We start from the raw sequence: 16,884 nt of genomic DNA, 5'->3' as shown, positions 1-16,884 counted from the left end.
AAACTGGTGCGATTTCGACACAGACTGAAACATCTGTTTCGGACAAACCAAGCGCCTCATTGCAGTGCGGCGACGCACCAGTGCAACGCACCCGCCCGCACTCAGGCGTGGGGCGTTTCGCGCAAACCCGCGATCTACGCGCCCGCGTCCTACTTGGCACGACTCTCGCTTTGCCTCTTGCGTGCAGGATTCATCACAGGTTCGCGGCACCACAATTTGCAATGGCCGACTAGGGTTCCGGCTCGCGAAACGCGAGTGGCTGGTCCGAGAGTTGGCGACCTCCAGTTGAGGTTACACGGCGGGATAAAAGCCCGGGAGACAAGCCACCGTTCACGGTGCCGCGTTGCTCCTGCTCGCCCTCGATCAACTGGAGAAGCCCCATGCCCGCAATCCGTTTACCCGCCCTGCTCGCCGCCGCCTTTGCCGCGCTACTGAGCGTCCAGACCCAAGCCGCCGCCAAAGACCACTTCAGCGTGTGCTGGACGATCTATGCCGGCTGGATGCCATGGGAGTACGCCGGCAGCCAAGGCATCCTCGATAAGTGGGCCAAGAAGTACGGCATCACCATCGACGTGGTGCAGCTCAATGACTACGTCGAATCCATCAACCAGTACACCGCCGGCCAGTTCGACGGCTGCACCATGACCAACATGGACGCGCTGACCATCCCCGCCGCCGGTGGCGTCGACAGCACCGCGCTGGTCGTCAGCGACTTCTCCAACGGCAACGACGGCGTGGTGCTCAAAGGCAGCGGCAAGACCGTGGCCGATCTCAAGGGCATGAACGTCAACCTGGTGGAACTCTCGGTGTCCCACTACCTGCTGGCCCGTGCGCTGGAGTCGGCCGACCTCAGCGAAAAAGACCTGAAAGTGGTCAACACTTCCGACGCCGACATCGCCGCTGCCTTCAACACCGATCAGGTGCAAGCGGTGACGACCTGGAACCCGATGCTCTCCGCGATCAACGCCAAACCCGGCGTCACCCAGGTGTTCGACTCCAGCAAAGTACCCGGCGAAATCATGGACATGATGGTGGTCAACACCCAGACCCTCAAGGACAACCCGGCCCTGGGCAAAGCCCTCACCGGCGCCTGGTTCGAAGTGGTCGCGCTGATGAACGCCAAAGGCGCCGCCAGCAGCGAAGCCCTGGAGCATATGGCCAAGGCCTCCGGCACCGACCTCAAGGGGTTCCAGTCGCAACTGGACACCACCAAGTTGTTCGCCACACCCAAAGAAGCCCTGGCCTTCGCCACCAGCGCGCAGTTGCCAGCGACCATGCGCAAGGTCGCCGAGTTCTCCTTCCAACACGGCCTGTTGGGTGAAGGGGCCAAGGACACCAGCGCCGTGGGCATGGGCTTCGCCAATGGCGTGACCAGCGGCGACAAAGCCAACCTCAAGCTGCAATTCGACCCCCGCTACGTGCAGATGGCCGCCGACGGCACGCTGTAAGAGGACCCGGCCATGCGCCTGATCAACCGTCATCCGGACCGCTCCAGCCGCCTGTTGTTGGTGCTGCTGCCGTTCGCCCTGCTGCTGTTCGCCTACTTCGTGGGCTCGGCCGAGCGCCTGGCGGATAACCCCAACGACAAACTGCTGCCCAGTGCCGGGCAAATGTTCGAGGCGGTCAAGCGCCTGGCGTTCAGCGCCGACAGCCGCACCGGCGACTACGTGCTGTGGCAAGACAGCGCGTCGAGCCTGCGCCGCCTCGCGCTCGGCCTGGGCATCAGCGCCCTCGCCGGCCTGTGCCTGGGCATTGCCGCCGGTACGTTGCCGTTATTCGGCGCGCCGTTGTCGCCGTTGCTGACGGTGCTGTCGATGGTGCCGCCGCTGGCGATCCTGCCGATTCTGTTCATCGTGTTTGGCCTGGGGGAATTGTCCAAGGTGATGCTGATCGTCATCGGCGTCACCCCATGCCTGGCCCGCGACCTGGAACAGCGCGCACGCGAGATTCCGGTCGAGCTGCTGGTGAAGGCACAGACCCTCGGCGCCTCGACCTGGACCCTGATGCTGCGCGTGGTGTTGCCGCAATTGCTGCCGCGCCTGCTGATCTCGCTGCGGCTGATGCTGGGCTCGGCGTGGCTGTTCCTGATCGCCGCCGAAGCCATCGCCTCCACCGACGGCTTGGGTTACCGGATCTTCCTGGTGCGCCGCTACCTGGCGATGGACGTGATCTTGCCCTACGTGGTGTGGATCACCCTGCTCGCCTGGCTGATGGACTGGGGCCTCAAGGCCCTGACCCGGCGCGCGTTCCCCTGGTACGAAGGAGCGCGGGCATGAGCTTTATCAGCGTCAACAATGTGTGGCAGCGCTATGGCGATCAGGTGGTACTGGAGGGTTTGAATCTGCAGGTCGCCGAGGGTGAATTTTGCACGCTGGTCGGCACCTCGGGTTGTGGCAAATCGACGTTTCTGCGCCTGCTGCTGGGCCAGGAAACCGCGAGTAAGGGCCAGATCCTGCTGGACGGCCAAGCCCTGGCCGCCGAGCCGGATGCCAGCCGTGGCGTGGTGTTCCAGCGCTACTCGGTGTTCCCGCACCTGAGCGTGCTCGACAACGTCGCCCTCGGCCTTGAGCTACCGCGCTCGCCGTTGCTGGGACGGTTGTTCGGCAAGGCCAAAAAAGCCGCCCGCGAACAGGCCGCCGCGCTGCTGCACAAAGTCGGCCTCGGCCACGCCCTCGACAAGTACCCGGCGCAGCTCTCCGGCGGGATGCAACAACGCCTGGCCATCGCCCAGGCCTTGATCATGAAACCGCGCATATTGCTGCTGGACGAACCCTTCGGCGCCCTCGACCCCGGCATTCGCAAAGACATGCACCAGCTACTGCTGGAACTGTGGCGCGAAACCCGGTTGACGGTGTTCATGGTCACCCACGACCTCAGCGAAGGCTTCAGCCTCGGCACGCGCCTGCTGGTGTTCGACAAAGTCCGCGTCGACCCCCACGCCCCCGGCGCCTATGGCGCGCGTATCACCTACGACATCCCTTTGAACAGCGCACGCCGCAAGGCGCTCGCCGCCGAACTTGGAGCGACTTCCCAATGACCGATTCGACTCAACTGTTCCCGCCGTTCGCCGAAGAAATGCTGCCCGGCGGCGGCCACCGTTCCTTCGTGCTCAAGCGCGGCCAACTGCTGCGCCTCACCGATATTCGCGGCGGCGCCAACGTCAGCCTGACCCTGCTCAACGCCAACGAAAAAACCGAACGCCTGAACCTGCCCGACAGCCTCAAATGCCAACACACCGCCAAGCTCACCCGCGGCCACTGCCTGTACTCGGACATGGGCCGCGTACTGGCGGCGATCACCGCCGACACCTGCGGCTGGAGTGACAGCATCGGCGGCGTGCTGTGCGCGGCCGAGGTGGCCGAGAAATACGGCCAGGGGCGCTACCAGGAACTGCGCAACGGCTTCTACCGCAACGGCACCGACAACCTGCTGGTGGAATTGGGCAAGTGGGGCCTGGGCCTTTCCGACCTGCTGATGACCCTCAACCTGTTCAGCAAAGTCAGCGTGGATGACGGCGGCGGCCTGCACTTCGTGCCGGGCAATTCCACCGCTGGCGACTACATCGAACTCTACGCACCGATGGACACCCTGGTGGTGCTCACCGCCCTGCAACACCCGATGGACCCCAACCCCGCATACGCCCCACAACCGCTGAAACTGAGCTGGACGAACGCCGACCCAAGCGTCGCCGAACACTGCCGCACCTCGCGCCCGGAAAACGCGCGCGGTTTTATCAACACCGACCGCCTGTTCGCTTGAGGAGCTGCCATGTCTATCGCACTGAAACAACCGGACACTGCGGTGTACCGCGCCACCATCCCCGCCGGCGAGCCGTGGCTGATGGAGGTCAAGGCCGGGCAGACCCTGCGCATCCTTGATCTGGAGGGCAACCAGGCGGTCGATACACTGTTCTACAGCGCAAAAAACCCTCGCGAGCGCTACGACGTGCAACGCACCTTGCGCCGCCAGAACAACGTGTACCTGGGCACCGGCAGCGTGCTGTATTCCAACCTCGGCCGGCCAATGCTGACCCTCGTCGAAGACACCTGCGGGCGCCACGACACCCTCGGCGGCGCCTGTGCCCAAGAGAGCAACACCGTGCGCTACGCCCTGGAAAAGCGCTACATGCACAGCTGCCGCGACAACTACCTGCGGGCCTGCGCCCACGACGGCCGCCTGGGCAAAAGCGACATCGGGCCGAACATCAATTTCTTCATGAATGTGCCGGTCACAGCCGACGGCGGGCTGACCTTCGAAGACGGCATTTCCGCCCCCGGCAAGTACGTCGACCTGCGCGCCGAGATGGACGTGATCGTGCTGATCTCCAACTGCCCGCAATTGAACAACCCGTGCAATGCCTACAACCCGACCCCGGCGGAGTTACTCGTATGGAACTGACACTCAAGCGCTTGCGCAGTTGGCTGTTCGCCCTGTGCCAGGCACGCAGCGGGCAGTGCCTGCGCAACCACTGAAGCATGTGGGAGGGAGCTTGCTCCCGATGGCGATCAGTCAGCCACACAGGTGCTCACTGGCTCACCACCATCGGGCGCAAGCCCCCTCCCACACTCATGACAGGCACTGCGGACGACCGTAGTGCTCCCTCACTTTGCGGGACGGCCCGCAGGGTTTTGCCCATGTTCGAAAAACTGCTGATTGCCAACCGTGGCGCCATCGCCTGCCGCATCCTGCGCACCTTGCGCGAACTGCACGTCAAGGGCGTCGCCGTGTACGCCGAAGCCGATGCGGCCAGCCTGCACATTCAACAAGCCGACGAAGCCTACAGCCTCGGTGAAGGCGCGGCGGCCAGCACCTACCTGGCGGTGGACAAAATCCTCGCCATCGCCAAAGCCAGCGGCGCCACGGCGATTCATCCCGGCTACGGCTTTCTCTCGGAAAACGCCGCCTTCGCGCAAGCCTGCGAAAACGCCGGCATCGCCTTCATCGGGCCGACCCCGCAACAACTGCGCGTCTTCGGCCTCAAGCACACGGCCCGGGCGCTGGCCAAGCAACAGCAGATTCCCTTGCTCGAAGGCAGCGAACTGCTCGACAGCCTCGACGCCGCCTCGCTCGCCGCCGACCGCGTGGGCTACCCGGTGATGCTCAAGAGCACCGCCGGCGGTGGCGGCATCGGCATGCGCGTGTGCCGCAACATCGCGGAGTTGAACGAGTCCTTCGAGGCCGTCAAACGCCTGGGGCAGAACAATTTCAGCGATGCCGGGGTGTTTATCGAGAAGTACATCGAGCACGCCCGCCACCTCGAGGTGCAGGTGTTCGGTGACGGCGCGGGCGAGGTGATCGCCCTCGGCGTGCGCGACTGTTCGGTGCAACGGCGCAACCAGAAAGTCCTCGAAGAAACCCCGGCACCGAACCTGCCGGAGGGCATGGCCGAGGCCCTGTGCGCGGCGGCAATCACCCTGGCCAAGGCCGTGAACTACCGCAGCGCCGGCACGGTGGAATTTATCTTCGACCGCGCCGACGGCCGCTTCTACTTCCTCGAAGTGAACACGCGTTTGCAAGTGGAACACGGCGTCACCGAACAAGTCTGGGGCGTCGATCTGGTGCGTTGGATGGTGCAACTGGCGGCGGGTGAACTGCCGCCGTTGACCCGCCTGGTATTGAACCCGCAAGGGCATGCGATCCAGGCGCGCCTGTATGCCGAAGACCCCGGCCGGGATTTCCAGCCGAGCCCGGGCTTGCTGACCCACGTGGACTTTCCGCTGGCCGAAGGGTTGCGCATCGACACGTGGGTCGAGGCCGGTTGTGAGATCCCGCCGTACTTCGACCCGATGATCGCCAAGCTCATCACCTGGGCACCCACCCGCGAACAGGCGCGCCTGGCGCTGCATCAAGCCTTGAGCGACAGCCAGCTCTATGGCGTGGAAACCAACCGCGACTACCTGCGTCAGATTCTGCTGGCCGCGCCCTTTGCCAGTGGCCAACCGTGGACGCGCTGCCTGGAAGACCTGGTCTACCACGCCGACACCGTTGAAGTCCTGAGCGCAGGCACGCAGAGCAGCGTGCAGGACTATCCCGGCCGGCTCGGCTACTGGGCCGTGGGCGTGCCGCCTTCCGGGCCGATGGACAGCCGCGCACTGCGCTTGGGCAATCGTCTGCTGGGCAATCGCGAAGGCGCCGCCGCGTTGGAAATCACCATGAGCGGGCCGCTGTTGCGCTTCAATTGCGCCGCCGTGGTGGCCGTGACGGGCGCGGATATTGCGCTGCTGCTCAACGATCAACCCGTGCCGATGAACACCGCGCTGCTGATCGAAGCCGGGTCGGTGCTGAGCCTCGGCGCCCTCGCCGGAGCCGGCGCGCGCAGTTACCTGTGCCTGCGCGGCGGGCTGCAAGTGCCGGACTATCTGGGCAGCAAAAGCACCTTCACCCTGGGCCAGTTCGGCGGGCACGGCGGGCGGGCTTTGCGCGCGGGCGACGTGCTGCATCTGTTGCCGCTGGTCGACGTCAACGCGGGCCAGCAGTTGCGCGCTGAACCGCTGGCGCAGGTGCGCACGCTGCGGGTGATTTATGGCCCCCACGGCGCGCCGGAATACTTCCAGCCGGAGTACATCGACACCTTCTTCGCCACGCAGTGGGAAGTGCATTTCAACTCCAGCCGCACCGGCGTGCGGTTGATCGGCCCCAAGCCCGTGTGGGCGCGCACCGATGGCGGTGAAGCCGGGCTGCATCCGTCGAATATCCACGACAACCCTTATGCGATCGGCGCGGTGGATTTTACCGGAGACATGCCGGTGATCCTCGGGCCGGATGGGCCGAGCCTGGGTGGGTTCGTGTGCCCGGTGACGGTGATCGAAGCCGACCTGTGGCAGCTTGGACAGCTCAAGGCCGGCGACAAGCTGCGCTTCGAACCGGTGGACCTCAAGACCGCCCGCGATCTCGCGCTGAAATGGGATCAACTGTGGGCGCCGGGCTTGCCCGCACTGCAGGCGACGCGGTCTCACAGCAACACCGAGGAGATGCCATCGCGAGCAAGCCCGCTGCCACATTGGCCCGCATCGCCTGTGGTGCTGGATATCGGCCAGGAAGATACGCGTCTGGTTGCCCGATTGGCTGGCGATACCCACCTGCTGCTGGAAATCGGCGCGCCCGAGCTCGACCTGGTGCTGCGTTTTCGTGGCCACGCGCTGATGCAGGCCCTCGAAACCCGCGCACTGCATGGCGTAATCGACCTGACGCCGGGCATCCGCTCGCTGCAGGTCCACTACCAGCCAGAACAGTTGCCCCTGGCCGACCTGCTGGCGCTGATCAGCGGCGAATGGACGGCCGTATGCGCCACGCCCAACCTGCAAGTGCCTTCGCGCATCGTCCACTTGCCGCTGTCCTGGGATGACCCGGCGTGCCAACTGGCCATCGAAAAATACATGACCACCGTGCGCAAGGACGCGCCGTGGTGCCCGAGCAACCTGGAATTCATCCGCCGCATCAACGACCTGGCCGACCTCGACGCGGTGCGCCACAGCGTATTCGAGGCGAGCTATCTGGTGATGGGCCTGGGCGACGTCTACCTCGGCGCCCCGGTGGCCACACCGCTGGACCCGCGTCATCGGCTGGTGACCACCAAATACAACCCGGCCCGCACCTGGACCGCCGAGAACTCGGTGGGCATCGGCGGCGCGTATTTGTGCGTGTACGGCATGGAAGGCCCCGGCGGTTATCAGTTTGTCGGGCGCACGTTGCAGATGTGGAACCGCTACCGGGAAGTCGCGGCCTTCGACGGCAAGCCGTGGCTGCTGCGGTTTTTCGACCAGATCCGCTTCTACCCGGTGAGTGCCGAAGAGTTGGTGCAGATTCGTCGGGATTTTCCGCTGGGGCGCTTTGCGTTGAACATCGAGGACAGCGTGTTGAACCTGGCGGATTACCAGGATTTTCTGGCGCGTGAAGCGGCGGGTATCGATGCGTTTCGGGCGCACCAGCAACAGGCCTTCAACGCCGAGCGCGAACGCTGGATCGCCAGCGGCCAGGCGCACTTCGACAGCGAGGAACCGCCAGCGCCGCTCGGGCAAGACACGCCGCTGAAGGCCAATGAGTACAGCATCGACAGCCATATCGCGGGCAATCTCTGGCAGGTCCAGGTGGCTGTGGGCGAACACGTCGCGGCCGGCGCTGTGCTGGTGGTGCTGGAGTCGATGAAAATGGAGATTCCACTGCTGGCGCCGTTTGCCGGCGTGGTGCGGGAAATCCCGGTGCAGCCCGGCAGCGGGATTGGTGCCGGCCAGCGGGTCGTGGTGCTGGAACGCGACTGAGCGGCGCTGTATCGTGCAGGGACCTTCGGCGCCCTGCCCGATCCAGCCTGAACCGAGCAATGACCACAGCCACCCTCTGCCCCGCCTGCGGCGCCCGCAACGACTGCACCCTGGCCGACCCGCGCACCGCCGACCAGGCCTGCTGGTGCTACAGCGTCACCATCGACCCGGCGGTGCTCGAAGCCCTGCCCGATGCATTACGCAACCAGGCCTGCCTGTGCCCGCGCTGTGCCCAGGTGGACGCGCAGTTGCGTGGGGATGAGCCGTTGTAATGCGCGTTGATCGATTCCTCAGCAACCTGCCGCGTTTCAATCGCCAGCAAGTCCGCCTGTTGTTGGTGGAACGGCGCGTGAGCGTCGATGGCGTGCCGGTCAGTGATCCTCACCATGAAGTGCGCGAATTCAGCCGGGTATGCGTGGACGATGAGGTGCTGCAGGCGGGTAAACCGGCGCGCTATTTCATGCTGCACAAACCGCCGGGCTGCGTGAGCGCCACCGCCGACCCACAGCACCCGACCGTGCTGGACTGGCTGGATGAACCGGACAAAGACGAACTGCATATCGCCGGTCGCCTGGACTTCAACACCACCGGGCTGATGCTGATCACCAACGACGGCCAGTGGTCGCGGCGCCTGACGCAACCGACGACCAAACTGCCCAAGGTCTACCGTGTGGAGACCGAGCAGGCGATCGGTGCGCAATACGCCGCCACCTTCGCGGCGGGGGTGTATTTCGCGTTTGAAGACCTGACGACTCAACCGGCCGAGCTGGAAGTGTTGGCACCGCGCCTGGCCCGCCTGAGTATCATCGAAGGCCGCTATCACCAGGTGAAACGCATGTTCGGGCATTTCAATAACAAGGTGATCGGCCTGCATCGGGAACGCATGGGGCCGCTGGAACTGGATGGCGCGCTGGCGCCCGGTGAATATCGGGCGTTGAGCGCCGATGAAATTTTGCTGGTCTGACGACCGTTCGGCCGGTGATGGCTAAAACCCATCTCGGCGACTTGCGACATCCCGAACCGACTGCTTGAATCAAACCGTCAGCCAAATTATGACTGGCGAGTCGCCTATAACCTCCAAGAAACACCTTGCCCCGCCCGCGCTTGATCCACGGGCCTCCCCGGCAAACAGCCCGCCCTGATAACACCCGTCGGCCAGCCGTCATCGGCTCGACATGGGCACTCATCTTCCAGGCGTATGCCTACCTGTCATAAAGCTCGTGCAGAGTGATCTGCGCGCACTACCCGCTTGCCAGGAGTCTTACGACATGAGGCCAGAAATCGCTGTGTTGGATATACAGGGTCAGTATCGGGTTTACACGGAGTTCTATCGCGCGGACGCGGCTGAAAAGACCATCATCCTGGTCAACGGCTCCATGGCCACCACGGCGTCCTTCGCCCAAACCGTGAAAAGCCTGTACCCGCAGTTCAATGTGGTTTTGTACGACCAGCCCTACGCCGGTCGCTCCAAAATCCATAACCGCCATGAGCAGATGCTGACGAAGGAAGTCGAAGGCCAGATCCTCCTGGAACTCATCGACCACTTCGCCGCCGAACACGTGCTGTCGTTCTCCTGGGGCGGCGCAGCCACCCTGGTCGCCCTCGCCCAGCGCCCGCGCCGCGTGGAAAAAGCCGTGATCAGCTCATTCTCGCCGGTGATCAACGCGCCCATGCGCGACTACCTCGAACGCGGCGTCGACTACCTCGGCAACCTCGACCGCGACCGCGTCGGCCACCTCGTCAACAGCACCATCGGCAAACACCTGCCGTCGCTGTTCAAGCGCTTCAACTACCGCCACGTCAGCAGCCTGGCCGAGCACGAGTACGGGCAGATGCACTTCCACATCAGCCACGTCCTCAATAGCGACCGTCTGTGCTACCTCAAGGCCGCGCGCCAGATCAGCGTGCCGGTGCTGTTTTTGAACGGCGAATGGGACGAATACACCAGCGCCGAGGATGCCCAGTTGTTCGGGCAATACGTGACGAACAGCAGCTTCAGCACAATCCAGGCCACCGGGCATTTTCTGGACATGGAACACAAAGCCGCCTGCCGCGACAGCCGGGACGCCGTGGTGGGCTTTCTGAAGCCTGCGCGGCAGGCCAGCCGATTGCGCTATCACCCGAGCCAGACGCAACATGCCTTTGCACTCTGAAACACAGCCGACTGCAGGAGCGAGCATGCCCGCGCCTACAGTCGGTCGGCGCGTCGCCTACGCAAACACACGCAACCTGCACATTTTTCGAAGAAAAACTTCAAATCCCGGCGCACATCTGGTACAAAGTCAGCCGCTCTGAGCGGGTGTCGTATAATGGCATTACTCCAGCTTCCCAAGCTGATAACGAGGGTTCGATTCCCTTCACCCGCTCCACTCAGATATTGGTCTCGCGTCAGGATGGTTTTGACGGGAGATGTAAAAAACCGGTCCTTGGTGGCCGGTTTTTTTATGAGTGAAATTTGCGCTCAGCGCTTCCCTACCTTTCCAGCCTCCCAAAATAGCGCCCACTAAAAACCTGTACAAATATATTTTTATGTACAACTATCACACCTTGAACGTCGACACTCAGCCCCACACGATCAAGGAGCCGGTCCATGGCACGCCTACTGATTTCACTGTTTCTGGTATTGAGCCTGAGCAGTTGCGGCAACGTAGAGGTCGACCACTACGCCGACCAGCAACCGCAGTTGGACCTGGAGCGTTTCTTCAGCAAACCCGTCAAGGCCTGGGGCATATTCCAGAAGCGTTCGGGGGAAGTGGCCAAGCGCTTTGAGGTGGATATCGCCAGCCGACGCGAGGGCGATGCTTTGATTCTCGACGAGCGTTTTCTCTACAGCGATGGCACGCGCCAGCAGCGGGTGTGGACGTTGACACCGGATGGCCCCGGGCGCTGGCGCGGGCGCGCGGGTGATGTGGTTGGCGAGGCAATTGGCGAGGTCGCCGGCAACGCATTGCGTTGGCGCTACCGCCTCAACCTGGCGGTGGATGGCTCGGTTTACGAAGTCGGTTTTGACGATTGGATGTACTTGATGGACGAAGACACGTTGATCAACCGTTCGAGCATGACCAAGTTTGGCGTCGAATGGGGCCAGGTCACGCTGTTCTTTCGTCGCCAATGAACGACCCACTGCGAGGGTGAATCATGAATATGCAAATGCTGACCGAACTGGCCGTGAAGGGTGAAGTACGCGAGTTGGAACTGCTGTCGCTGGAGGGCGGTTTCTACATCGCACGCGTCAGGCTCGAGCATACGGCGATGACGCTGCTGGACGAGGATGCGAAGCCGATGCGCATCGGCTCCACCACGCATTTGCGCGACCTGTTGCAACGGGTTCCGCCGTTTCCGTGTGTGCTGGTGCAGCACTGCGTCCACGATGAAATGTGCGGTACACGTGAAGGCCCCATCGGTGCGTTGCGTGTTCCGTTTACGTTGGCCCAGTCCTTCTAAGGCGCGTTTCATTCTTTGGCTGACCTTCCCGGCCAGGGAAGATCAGCCTAGTGCCTTGCGCGAAAGAACTTACGCGGCTTAATCCACACGGTCATCACAGACGGTTATCTATGCTCCAGGGCCGCCAATACGTGACCAGGATCATTGTAGAGGGCACGCAATAATGCCCTTGCCGGTCCTTCAGGTTCACGGCGCCCCTGCTCCCCGTTCTGAAGCGTTCCCACGGGCACATCAATCGCCTTCGCAAAGCGCGCTTGCGAAAGCCCCGTGAAAAAGCCGTTCGGGGTTCCTCGTGTCGGCGGCGCTCAAGGTGCTGCAACAGGATCGCTAGCTGCAACTCAAGCAAAGTCTGAATGCAGCAGCGCCTGCGTAGCGGGATGATGTCGCCCTGTCCAACCCGCAAGACCGGGATGATTGCCATGCTTGAACCTGAACACCGAACGCCAAAACCCGTACTGCGCCAAGTGCTCGGCTGGGTGCTGGTATTGCCCTTGCTGGTCGCTCTGGTAAGGCTTCCGTTTCCCCTGGGGCTGGTCCTGGCGCTCGGGTCGATCGTTGCGTCCGCGTATGGCGTCAGGTTTGCCAGGCGCCATGCCAGCCGGCGTGTGATGGTGCTGGCGTTGATCGGCACCCTACTTAACATCGTCTCGATGGTTGTGCTGGGGACCGCTTCGCCACTCATGGCGCTCCATGACCTTTCATGGCCTTATTGGTATCACTCTCTTGCCGATTGGATTTACTGGAACGTCTAAGGTGGCGGAGAATTCGACCGCAAGAAACGCAGTTTCCGGTGGAATGGGTTGCTCTAGACTGAGCCATCACCCACTCGCCCAGGAGCCCGCTCATGCCCTACGAATACACACTCATGCCCTCCCCCGTCGGCGAGCTCACCCTGGTGGCGCGCAATGGCAAACTCAACGCCATCCTGTGGGAATGCGAGCGCGCCAACCGTGTACGCCTGGGTGAATTGCACGAGGCCAATCACAACCCCGTGTTGCTGGAAACCGCGCGCCAGTTGCAGGAATACTTCGCCGGCGCCCGTCATCAGTTCGAGCTGGAACTGGACTTCACCGGCACCGACTTTCAGAAGCAAGTCTGGCAGGCACTCCTGACCATCCCCTTCGGCGAAACCCGCAGCTACAGCCAGATCGCCCAGCAGATCGGCAACCCGAAAGCCGTGCGCGCAGTGGGCGCGGCCAATGGGCGTAATCCAATTTCGATCATTGCACCGTGCCATCGGGTCATTGGCGCGTCGGGCAGCTTGACCGGGTTTGCCGGCGGGCTTGCGGCCAAGCAGTATCTGCTCGCACTGGAAGGCACAGGCCAGGCAGAAATGCGGTTCTGAGTGCGCCGGCGACCGACCAGAACCCGGCATAAAAAACGGCGGTGGGATGAGCTCCGACCCTGAGGTATCCCCGATTTTTCTTACCGAAAATCAAGAAGTAGGAACATTGAAGAAGCCTACATGAGTCGGCAACTTGGTTTGCACCACACAAAAACAAGAAACCGAACCCATACAGGCCACCCGTTTTTTACACAGAGCGCTCGCTCAAGCACTGCCTTCAATCCATTCTCGCCGCCTGACAACGCTGATGAGTTGTGTCAGTTCGTTACTACAAGGCCGTCGCCTGACGCTGACAGCGCTGGGACGTTTTATGCCAGGTCAGGCGTATCTAAAACACGCGATCAAGCGAGTGGACCGATTGTAGGGTAATCAACACCTGAGAGCAGAGAGGCCACTGTTCTATTGGGTGATGCTGCAGGCATTATTGGGCTCCCTGAAGCATTCTTTAATTTTGGTCGACTGGTCGAGAATTGATACACCTGGCGACGCCTTTTTGTTGAGGGCTGCAGTCCCGTTTGCGGGGCGCTCGTTTCCTATTTATGAAAGCGTTCATGAGCGCTAGAGTTGCCCAAAATATCAAAGCCGCCTGATCAAAATGTTGGCTGAATTACTGCCTGATGGATGCGTTCCAGTCCTGGTCACTGATGCCGGTTTCCGGCGCCTCTGGATGAAGGCCGTAGCGGCGCAGGGCTGGTATTACGTGGCCCGAATACGAAGTCGTGAGCTCTATTGTCGCGAAGAAAATGACTGGCAACCGGTGAAAAATTTGTACGCTCTGGCTACCTCATCACCTAAGGAAACTCCGATCAACATCGCGGTGAGCGTGCTGTTAGTCGAAACAAACACGACTTTCAGCGTTGCTTAACACACAAAGGCCCGTCGGCACTGCTTCGTCGGGCTTTTCAGCCCAGATCCCCGCGTTACACGCGTAACTCGCCCATACCCATCAGCTGTTTTCGAGCCATCCAAAGGTTCGACAGAGCAAACAGCATGGTCAGTTGAGCGGTGTTTTTCATCAGCCCACGAAAGCGTACTTCCACATAACCAAACTGGCACTTGATCACCCAAAACGGATGCTCGACCTTGGCCCGCGTCAGGGCTTTGCAGTACTCGAATTTGCGCTTGGCCTTGTAGAGTCGGCTCCGTTTATTCAGTCGTGAATAAGTGCTACGTCGCGCCGCGATCTGCCAGATCACTTTACGATTTTCGTGCTCATCACGCTTCTCGACGCCGGTGTAACCAGCGTCTGCATAGACCGCGCTTTCCTCGCCATGTAGCAGCTCAGCAACTTGGGTTACGTCAGCCACATTCGCGGCTGTGCCGTGGACGTGATGAACCAATCCTGACTCTGCAGCCGCGCCAATATGGGCCTTCATTCCAAAGAAGTACTGATTACCTTTCTTGGTTTGTTGCATCTCGGGATCGTGCTTTCCCTCTTCGTTTTTGGTCGAACTAGGAGCGTGAATAATGGTGGCATCGACGATGGTGCCCTGGCGCAGCGACAGACCTTTTTCCTGCAAGCAAGGATCGCAGGTTCGAGTTGATGCGTCTCCAGCAAGTGCCGGAAGTTCATGATTGTGGTGTCTTCAGGGATCGGCGCGCTTAATGTAAGGCGGGCGAACTGACGCATGGGAGTGATTTCATAAAGCGCTTCTTCCATGGCCGGGTCGCTCAGCGAGAACCAGTTTTGCAGCAAATGGATGCGCAACATGGTCTCCAGCGGATACGGTTTACGGCCACCACCAGCCTTCGGGTAATACAGTTCGATCAACCCCAACAAACCACTCTAGGGCACCACCTGATCCATTTCGGCAAGGAAGCGTTCACGGCGGGTTTGCCTGCGCTTGCCGGCGTATTCAAAGTCGGAAAAGCTCATCTGGCTCATGCGTGGCTCGGGTCAGGTGGTGAAAGTGTATTTCAGCACATCTGAGGACTTGTTCGGAGTTTCCCTAAGTCGTTAGGCCGTGTCGAGATGACGCGTAGCGCCCCTCACTTCATCGGTTTTTACCGCGTCCGCCATTCAGCCAAGGGGCGCAAACACCAACGCGTTACGGGCTCAATTGCCAGAAGCAAACTCAGCCGGCAGTCCGCCAAACGTGAGCGCGAGCCGTGGTTACTTGCCAGTAACTTGTCGCAAATCGAGTGGAGCCCAGCAAAAATCGTGGCGATTTATAAGCGCCGTATGTAGATCGAAGAAGGCTTCCGAGACGTAAAAAGTGAACACCTGGGATTGGGTCTGAATCTGCATCGAAGCCATTGTCCAAAGCGCATCGAAGTATTGTTGTTGATTGCCATTTTGGCCAACTACCTCATCTTCTTAGCGGGGTTGCAGGCACGGGAGAACCAATTGGAGCGGCGCTATCAAAGCAACAGCCTCAAAGAAAGGCGAGTACTTTCATTGTGACGTTTAGACCTGGAGTATTGGCGCAGTTGCACTGATTTCGGTGACCGAGAACACTTGGAAATATTGGAGCATGCTCTGCGTGATGAGGTGCATCATCAGGCGCAGAGCTTGGAGTAAATTTGTGGGGATCCCTCAGGGTCAACCCCCTATTCCCATGGCCCGCTGGCATGCTGCTTTCGAAAAAGCTTTCCCTCTCAGTCAGAATCAATTTGCTCATGCTTATGGGGATATTTGTGCAAAGAGAATGAGAGTTTGAACGCGGTTCACTAGCCTGTCACAGAGAGGTAGAAATATCTCATTTCTAGGGTGCTAAATATTGTTAATTCAGATTGGCTATAGTGATAATCGAGAATTTTTATAAAGAACTGTTAATTCTTACAGTTTTCGGTTTTTTTCTTGGCACCCATACTGAAATCGCCCAATACGAAAATCACTAAGTGGAGTACATCATGGTCAGTTCTTATCGAAAAGGCTGGGCGGCAAGCTTTTTGTTTTCGCTCCTAATGCTGACGATGAATAAGATGAACTATGCAAAAGCCATGTACGATTATGACGATCAGGACCTTGTAGCAGGTTTGCCAATCGCTGGTTGCATGGAGGAAAATAAATGGGAAGAAAGCTCGTTTCGGCCTATAGATGAATATAAACTTAATTTGGGCGCACTGGGTTTGCTTGCTAATAACAATAGGGTCGTATTTATCCCTGCTCCGATATACGATGCCATCATTGAATGCATAAGGTATGTGTATGGCAATAGCCCAATTCCTAATCGGAACAAGTTCTACGTCGAAGACAAAGTGGCTTTTCACATTGGGTTTGGTTTGTCGAATGGTAAATATGTTATTAGTTTTTTGTTTGCTAATGTTGCGCTCGTTAATGATTCACACATAGTAAATGTGTACACAAGAACACCCGCTTACCCTGGAGCTTGTGATGACGTGACAGACCCAGTTTCTAAAAAATGGTGCATGGGAGAGCTAAATTTTAAAAACGGCGATCCGACAAAAACCCATCTCTGTACCAATAGCTACCAAGACCCTTGCGGTTCACGATATATAAAAGGCATGGGAGGATATTACCCAGCAAATTAATTTCCGAAAATCACAGTAGGGGGTTCGCGTCCAAAATTTCAGGGCTGAAGGTGAAGAACTTGGGGGCTATTTTAGAAAAGTTTACCTATTGGTCTGTCAGACTCCTAACCGTGAACAAAATATGGGCTACCGAAGGAGTAAATGGTCTGGGTGGCCATCGTACTTTCATTGTGGTGTTTAGGCCTGGAGTATTGTCGCAGTTGCACTGGTTTAGGTGACCGAGAACACTTGGAAATATTGGAGCATGCTCTGCGTGATGAGGTGCATCATCAGGCGCAGAGCTTGGAGTAAATTTGTGGGGATCCCTCAGGCTCCAACCGCCGTTTTCCATATCAAGTACAG

General features: G+C 60.0%; 14 protein-coding genes, 1 tRNA gene, 5 pseudogenes and 1 riboswitch. Of the genes and pseudogenes, 18 read left to right on the top strand and 2 right to left on the bottom strand.

The window, feature by feature from the left end; all coding sequences use genetic code 11:
* Nucleotides 1-218: 218 nt before the first annotated feature.
* Nucleotides 219-320: riboswitch (guanidine-I (ykkC/yxkD leader) on the top strand.
* 60 nt (nt 321-380) lie between these two features.
* From ACP7CJ_RS02585 to ACP7CJ_RS02530, 12 genes are all read left to right on the top strand, one after another.
* Nucleotides 381-1,448, top strand: coding sequence for a putative urea ABC transporter substrate-binding protein (locus ACP7CJ_RS02585; protein ID WP_426099532.1), 1,068 nt, complete (start codon nt 381-383; stop codon nt 1,446-1,448).
* A 12-nt stretch (nt 1,449-1,460) separates the two neighbouring features.
* Nucleotides 1,461-2,276: an ABC transporter permease gene (locus ACP7CJ_RS02580; protein WP_247398066.1), complete on the top strand. Its 816-nt coding sequence runs from the start codon at nt 1,461-1,463 to the stop codon at nt 2,274-2,276.
* Nucleotides 2,273-3,037, top strand: a complete 765-nt coding sequence (locus tag ACP7CJ_RS02575; RefSeq protein WP_276196949.1) for an ABC transporter ATP-binding protein — start codon at nt 2,273-2,275, stop codon at nt 3,035-3,037. The genes ACP7CJ_RS02580 and ACP7CJ_RS02575 overlap by 4 nt, the downstream gene beginning before the upstream one ends.
* Nucleotides 3,034-3,759, top strand: coding sequence for an urea amidolyase associated protein UAAP1 (locus ACP7CJ_RS02570; RefSeq protein ID WP_426099533.1), 726 nt, complete (start codon nt 3,034-3,036; stop codon nt 3,757-3,759). Before ACP7CJ_RS02575 ends, ACP7CJ_RS02570 begins: the two co-directional genes overlap by 4 nt.
* Before the next feature lie 9 nt (nt 3,760-3,768).
* Complete coding sequence (locus ACP7CJ_RS02565; RefSeq protein WP_426099535.1) at nt 3,769-4,398, top strand: urea amidolyase associated protein UAAP2; 630 nt, start codon at nt 3,769-3,771, stop codon at nt 4,396-4,398.
* 236 nt (nt 4,399-4,634) lie between these two features.
* A complete protein-coding gene (uca, locus tag ACP7CJ_RS02560) occupies nt 4,635-8,258 on the top strand; it encodes an urea carboxylase (RefSeq protein WP_426099536.1) in 3,624 nt (1,207 codons plus the stop codon).
* A 59-nt stretch (nt 8,259-8,317) separates the two neighbouring features.
* Nucleotides 8,318-8,530: a cysteine-rich CWC family protein gene (locus ACP7CJ_RS02555; RefSeq protein ID WP_426099537.1), complete on the top strand. Its 213-nt coding sequence runs from the start codon at nt 8,318-8,320 to the stop codon at nt 8,528-8,530.
* Nucleotides 8,530-9,222: a pseudouridine synthase gene (locus ACP7CJ_RS02550; protein WP_276196945.1), complete on the top strand. Its 693-nt coding sequence runs from the start codon at nt 8,530-8,532 to the stop codon at nt 9,220-9,222. The genes ACP7CJ_RS02555 and ACP7CJ_RS02550 overlap by 1 nt, the downstream gene beginning before the upstream one ends.
* A gap of 304 nt (nt 9,223-9,526) precedes the next feature.
* Nucleotides 9,527-10,411 carry an alpha/beta fold hydrolase gene (locus tag ACP7CJ_RS02545; RefSeq protein ID WP_276196944.1) on the top strand — a complete coding sequence of 295 codons (885 nt, stop codon included), beginning with the start codon at nt 9,527-9,529 and terminating at the stop codon, nt 10,409-10,411.
* Between the two features lie 142 nt (nt 10,412-10,553).
* Nucleotides 10,554-10,627, top strand: a tRNA-Gly gene (locus ACP7CJ_RS02540).
* A gap of 221 nt (nt 10,628-10,848) precedes the next feature.
* The gene (locus ACP7CJ_RS02535; RefSeq protein ID WP_276196943.1) at nt 10,849-11,373 is read left to right on the top strand and encodes a DUF3833 domain-containing protein; all 525 of its coding nucleotides are present in this window, start codon (nt 10,849-10,851) and stop codon (nt 11,371-11,373) included.
* Nucleotides 11,374-11,396: 23 nt separating this feature from the next.
* Nucleotides 11,397-11,702 carry a DUF6482 family protein gene (locus ACP7CJ_RS02530; protein WP_276196942.1) on the top strand — a complete coding sequence of 102 codons (306 nt, stop codon included), beginning with the start codon at nt 11,397-11,399 and terminating at the stop codon, nt 11,700-11,702.
* A 104-nt stretch (nt 11,703-11,806) separates the two neighbouring features.
* Here ACP7CJ_RS02530 and ACP7CJ_RS02525 read toward each other — a convergent pair.
* Nucleotides 11,807-11,971 (bottom strand): annotated as a pseudogene (locus ACP7CJ_RS02525) (helix-turn-helix domain-containing protein); the annotation flags it as partial.
* A 150-nt stretch (nt 11,972-12,121) separates the two neighbouring features.
* On the opposite strand from ACP7CJ_RS02525, the gene ACP7CJ_RS02520 reads away from it, so the two are divergent.
* From ACP7CJ_RS02520 to ACP7CJ_RS02510, 3 genes and pseudogenes are all read left to right on the top strand, one after another.
* Nucleotides 12,122-12,454 (top strand): hypothetical protein, encoded by a 333-nt coding sequence (locus ACP7CJ_RS02520; RefSeq protein ID WP_276197909.1) that lies wholly within the window; start codon nt 12,122-12,124, stop codon nt 12,452-12,454.
* 92 nt (nt 12,455-12,546) lie between these two features.
* The gene (locus tag ACP7CJ_RS02515) at nt 12,547-13,047 is read left to right on the top strand and encodes a methylated-DNA--[protein]-cysteine S-methyltransferase (RefSeq protein ID WP_276196941.1); all 501 of its coding nucleotides are present in this window, start codon (nt 12,547-12,549) and stop codon (nt 13,045-13,047) included.
* Nucleotides 13,048-13,216: 169 nt separating this feature from the next.
* Nucleotides 13,217-13,843, top strand: a pseudogene (locus ACP7CJ_RS02510) (IS4 family transposase); the annotation flags it as partial.
* 124 nt (nt 13,844-13,967) lie between these two features.
* On the opposite strand, the pseudogene ACP7CJ_RS02505 reads toward ACP7CJ_RS02510, so the two are convergent.
* Nucleotides 13,968-14,932: pseudogene (locus ACP7CJ_RS02505) on the bottom strand (IS5 family transposase).
* Nucleotides 14,933-14,980: 48 nt separating this feature from the next.
* Here ACP7CJ_RS02505 and ACP7CJ_RS02500 point away from each other — a divergent pair.
* The 3 genes and pseudogenes from ACP7CJ_RS02500 to ACP7CJ_RS02490 form a co-directional block, all read left to right on the top strand.
* A pseudogene (locus tag ACP7CJ_RS02500) lies at nt 14,981-15,568 on the top strand (transposase); the annotation flags it as partial.
* Nucleotides 15,569-15,900: 332 nt separating this feature from the next.
* On the top strand, nt 15,901-16,542 hold the full coding sequence (locus tag ACP7CJ_RS02495) for a hypothetical protein (protein ID WP_426099538.1): 642 nt from the start codon (nt 15,901-15,903) through the stop codon (nt 16,540-16,542).
* A 159-nt stretch (nt 16,543-16,701) separates the two neighbouring features.
* Nucleotides 16,702-16,833, top strand: a pseudogene (locus tag ACP7CJ_RS02490) (IS4 family transposase); the annotation flags it as partial.
* Nucleotides 16,834-16,884 lie beyond the last annotated feature (51 nt).

The sequence above is a fragment of the Pseudomonas sp. PSPC3-2 genome (assembly GCF_049897085.1).
Taxonomy (GTDB): domain Bacteria; phylum Pseudomonadota; class Gammaproteobacteria; order Pseudomonadales; family Pseudomonadaceae; genus Aquipseudomonas; species Aquipseudomonas paraveronii.
The sequence above is the reverse complement of the archived record's forward strand: the minus strand, read 5'-3'. Positions and strand labels throughout refer to the sequence as shown.

Bases quoted from the DNA above. Each gene is read 5' to 3' on its own strand.
- ACP7CJ_RS02555 (WP_426099537.1), top strand. From the start codon at position 8,318: ATGACCACAGCCACCCTCTGCCCCGCCTGCGGCGCCCGCAACGACTGC.
- ACP7CJ_RS02550 (WP_276196945.1), top strand. From the start codon at position 8,530: ATGCGCGTTGATCGATTCCTCAGCAACCTGCCGCGTTTCAATCGCCAG.
- ACP7CJ_RS02515 (WP_276196941.1), top strand. From the start codon at position 12,547: ATGCCCTACGAATACACACTCATGCCCTCCCCCGTCGGCGAGCTCACC.
- ACP7CJ_RS02570 (WP_426099533.1), top strand. From the start codon at position 3,034: ATGACCGATTCGACTCAACTGTTCCCGCCGTTCGCCGAAGAAATGCTG.
- ACP7CJ_RS02535 (WP_276196943.1), top strand. From the start codon at position 10,849: ATGGCACGCCTACTGATTTCACTGTTTCTGGTATTGAGCCTGAGCAGT.
- ACP7CJ_RS02545 (WP_276196944.1), top strand. From the start codon at position 9,527: ATGAGGCCAGAAATCGCTGTGTTGGATATACAGGGTCAGTATCGGGTT.
- uca (WP_426099536.1), top strand. From the start codon at position 4,635: ATGTTCGAAAAACTGCTGATTGCCAACCGTGGCGCCATCGCCTGCCGC.
- ACP7CJ_RS02495 (WP_426099538.1), top strand. From the start codon at position 15,901: ATGGTCAGTTCTTATCGAAAAGGCTGGGCGGCAAGCTTTTTGTTTTCG.
- ACP7CJ_RS02575 (WP_276196949.1), top strand. From the start codon at position 2,273: ATGAGCTTTATCAGCGTCAACAATGTGTGGCAGCGCTATGGCGATCAG.
- ACP7CJ_RS02580 (WP_247398066.1), top strand. From the start codon at position 1,461: ATGCGCCTGATCAACCGTCATCCGGACCGCTCCAGCCGCCTGTTGTTG.
- ACP7CJ_RS02585 (WP_426099532.1), top strand. From the start codon at position 381: ATGCCCGCAATCCGTTTACCCGCCCTGCTCGCCGCCGCCTTTGCCGCG.
- ACP7CJ_RS02565 (WP_426099535.1), top strand. From the start codon at position 3,769: ATGTCTATCGCACTGAAACAACCGGACACTGCGGTGTACCGCGCCACC.
- ACP7CJ_RS02530 (WP_276196942.1), top strand. From the start codon at position 11,397: ATGAATATGCAAATGCTGACCGAACTGGCCGTGAAGGGTGAAGTACGC.
- ACP7CJ_RS02520 (WP_276197909.1), top strand. From the start codon at position 12,122: ATGCTTGAACCTGAACACCGAACGCCAAAACCCGTACTGCGCCAAGTG.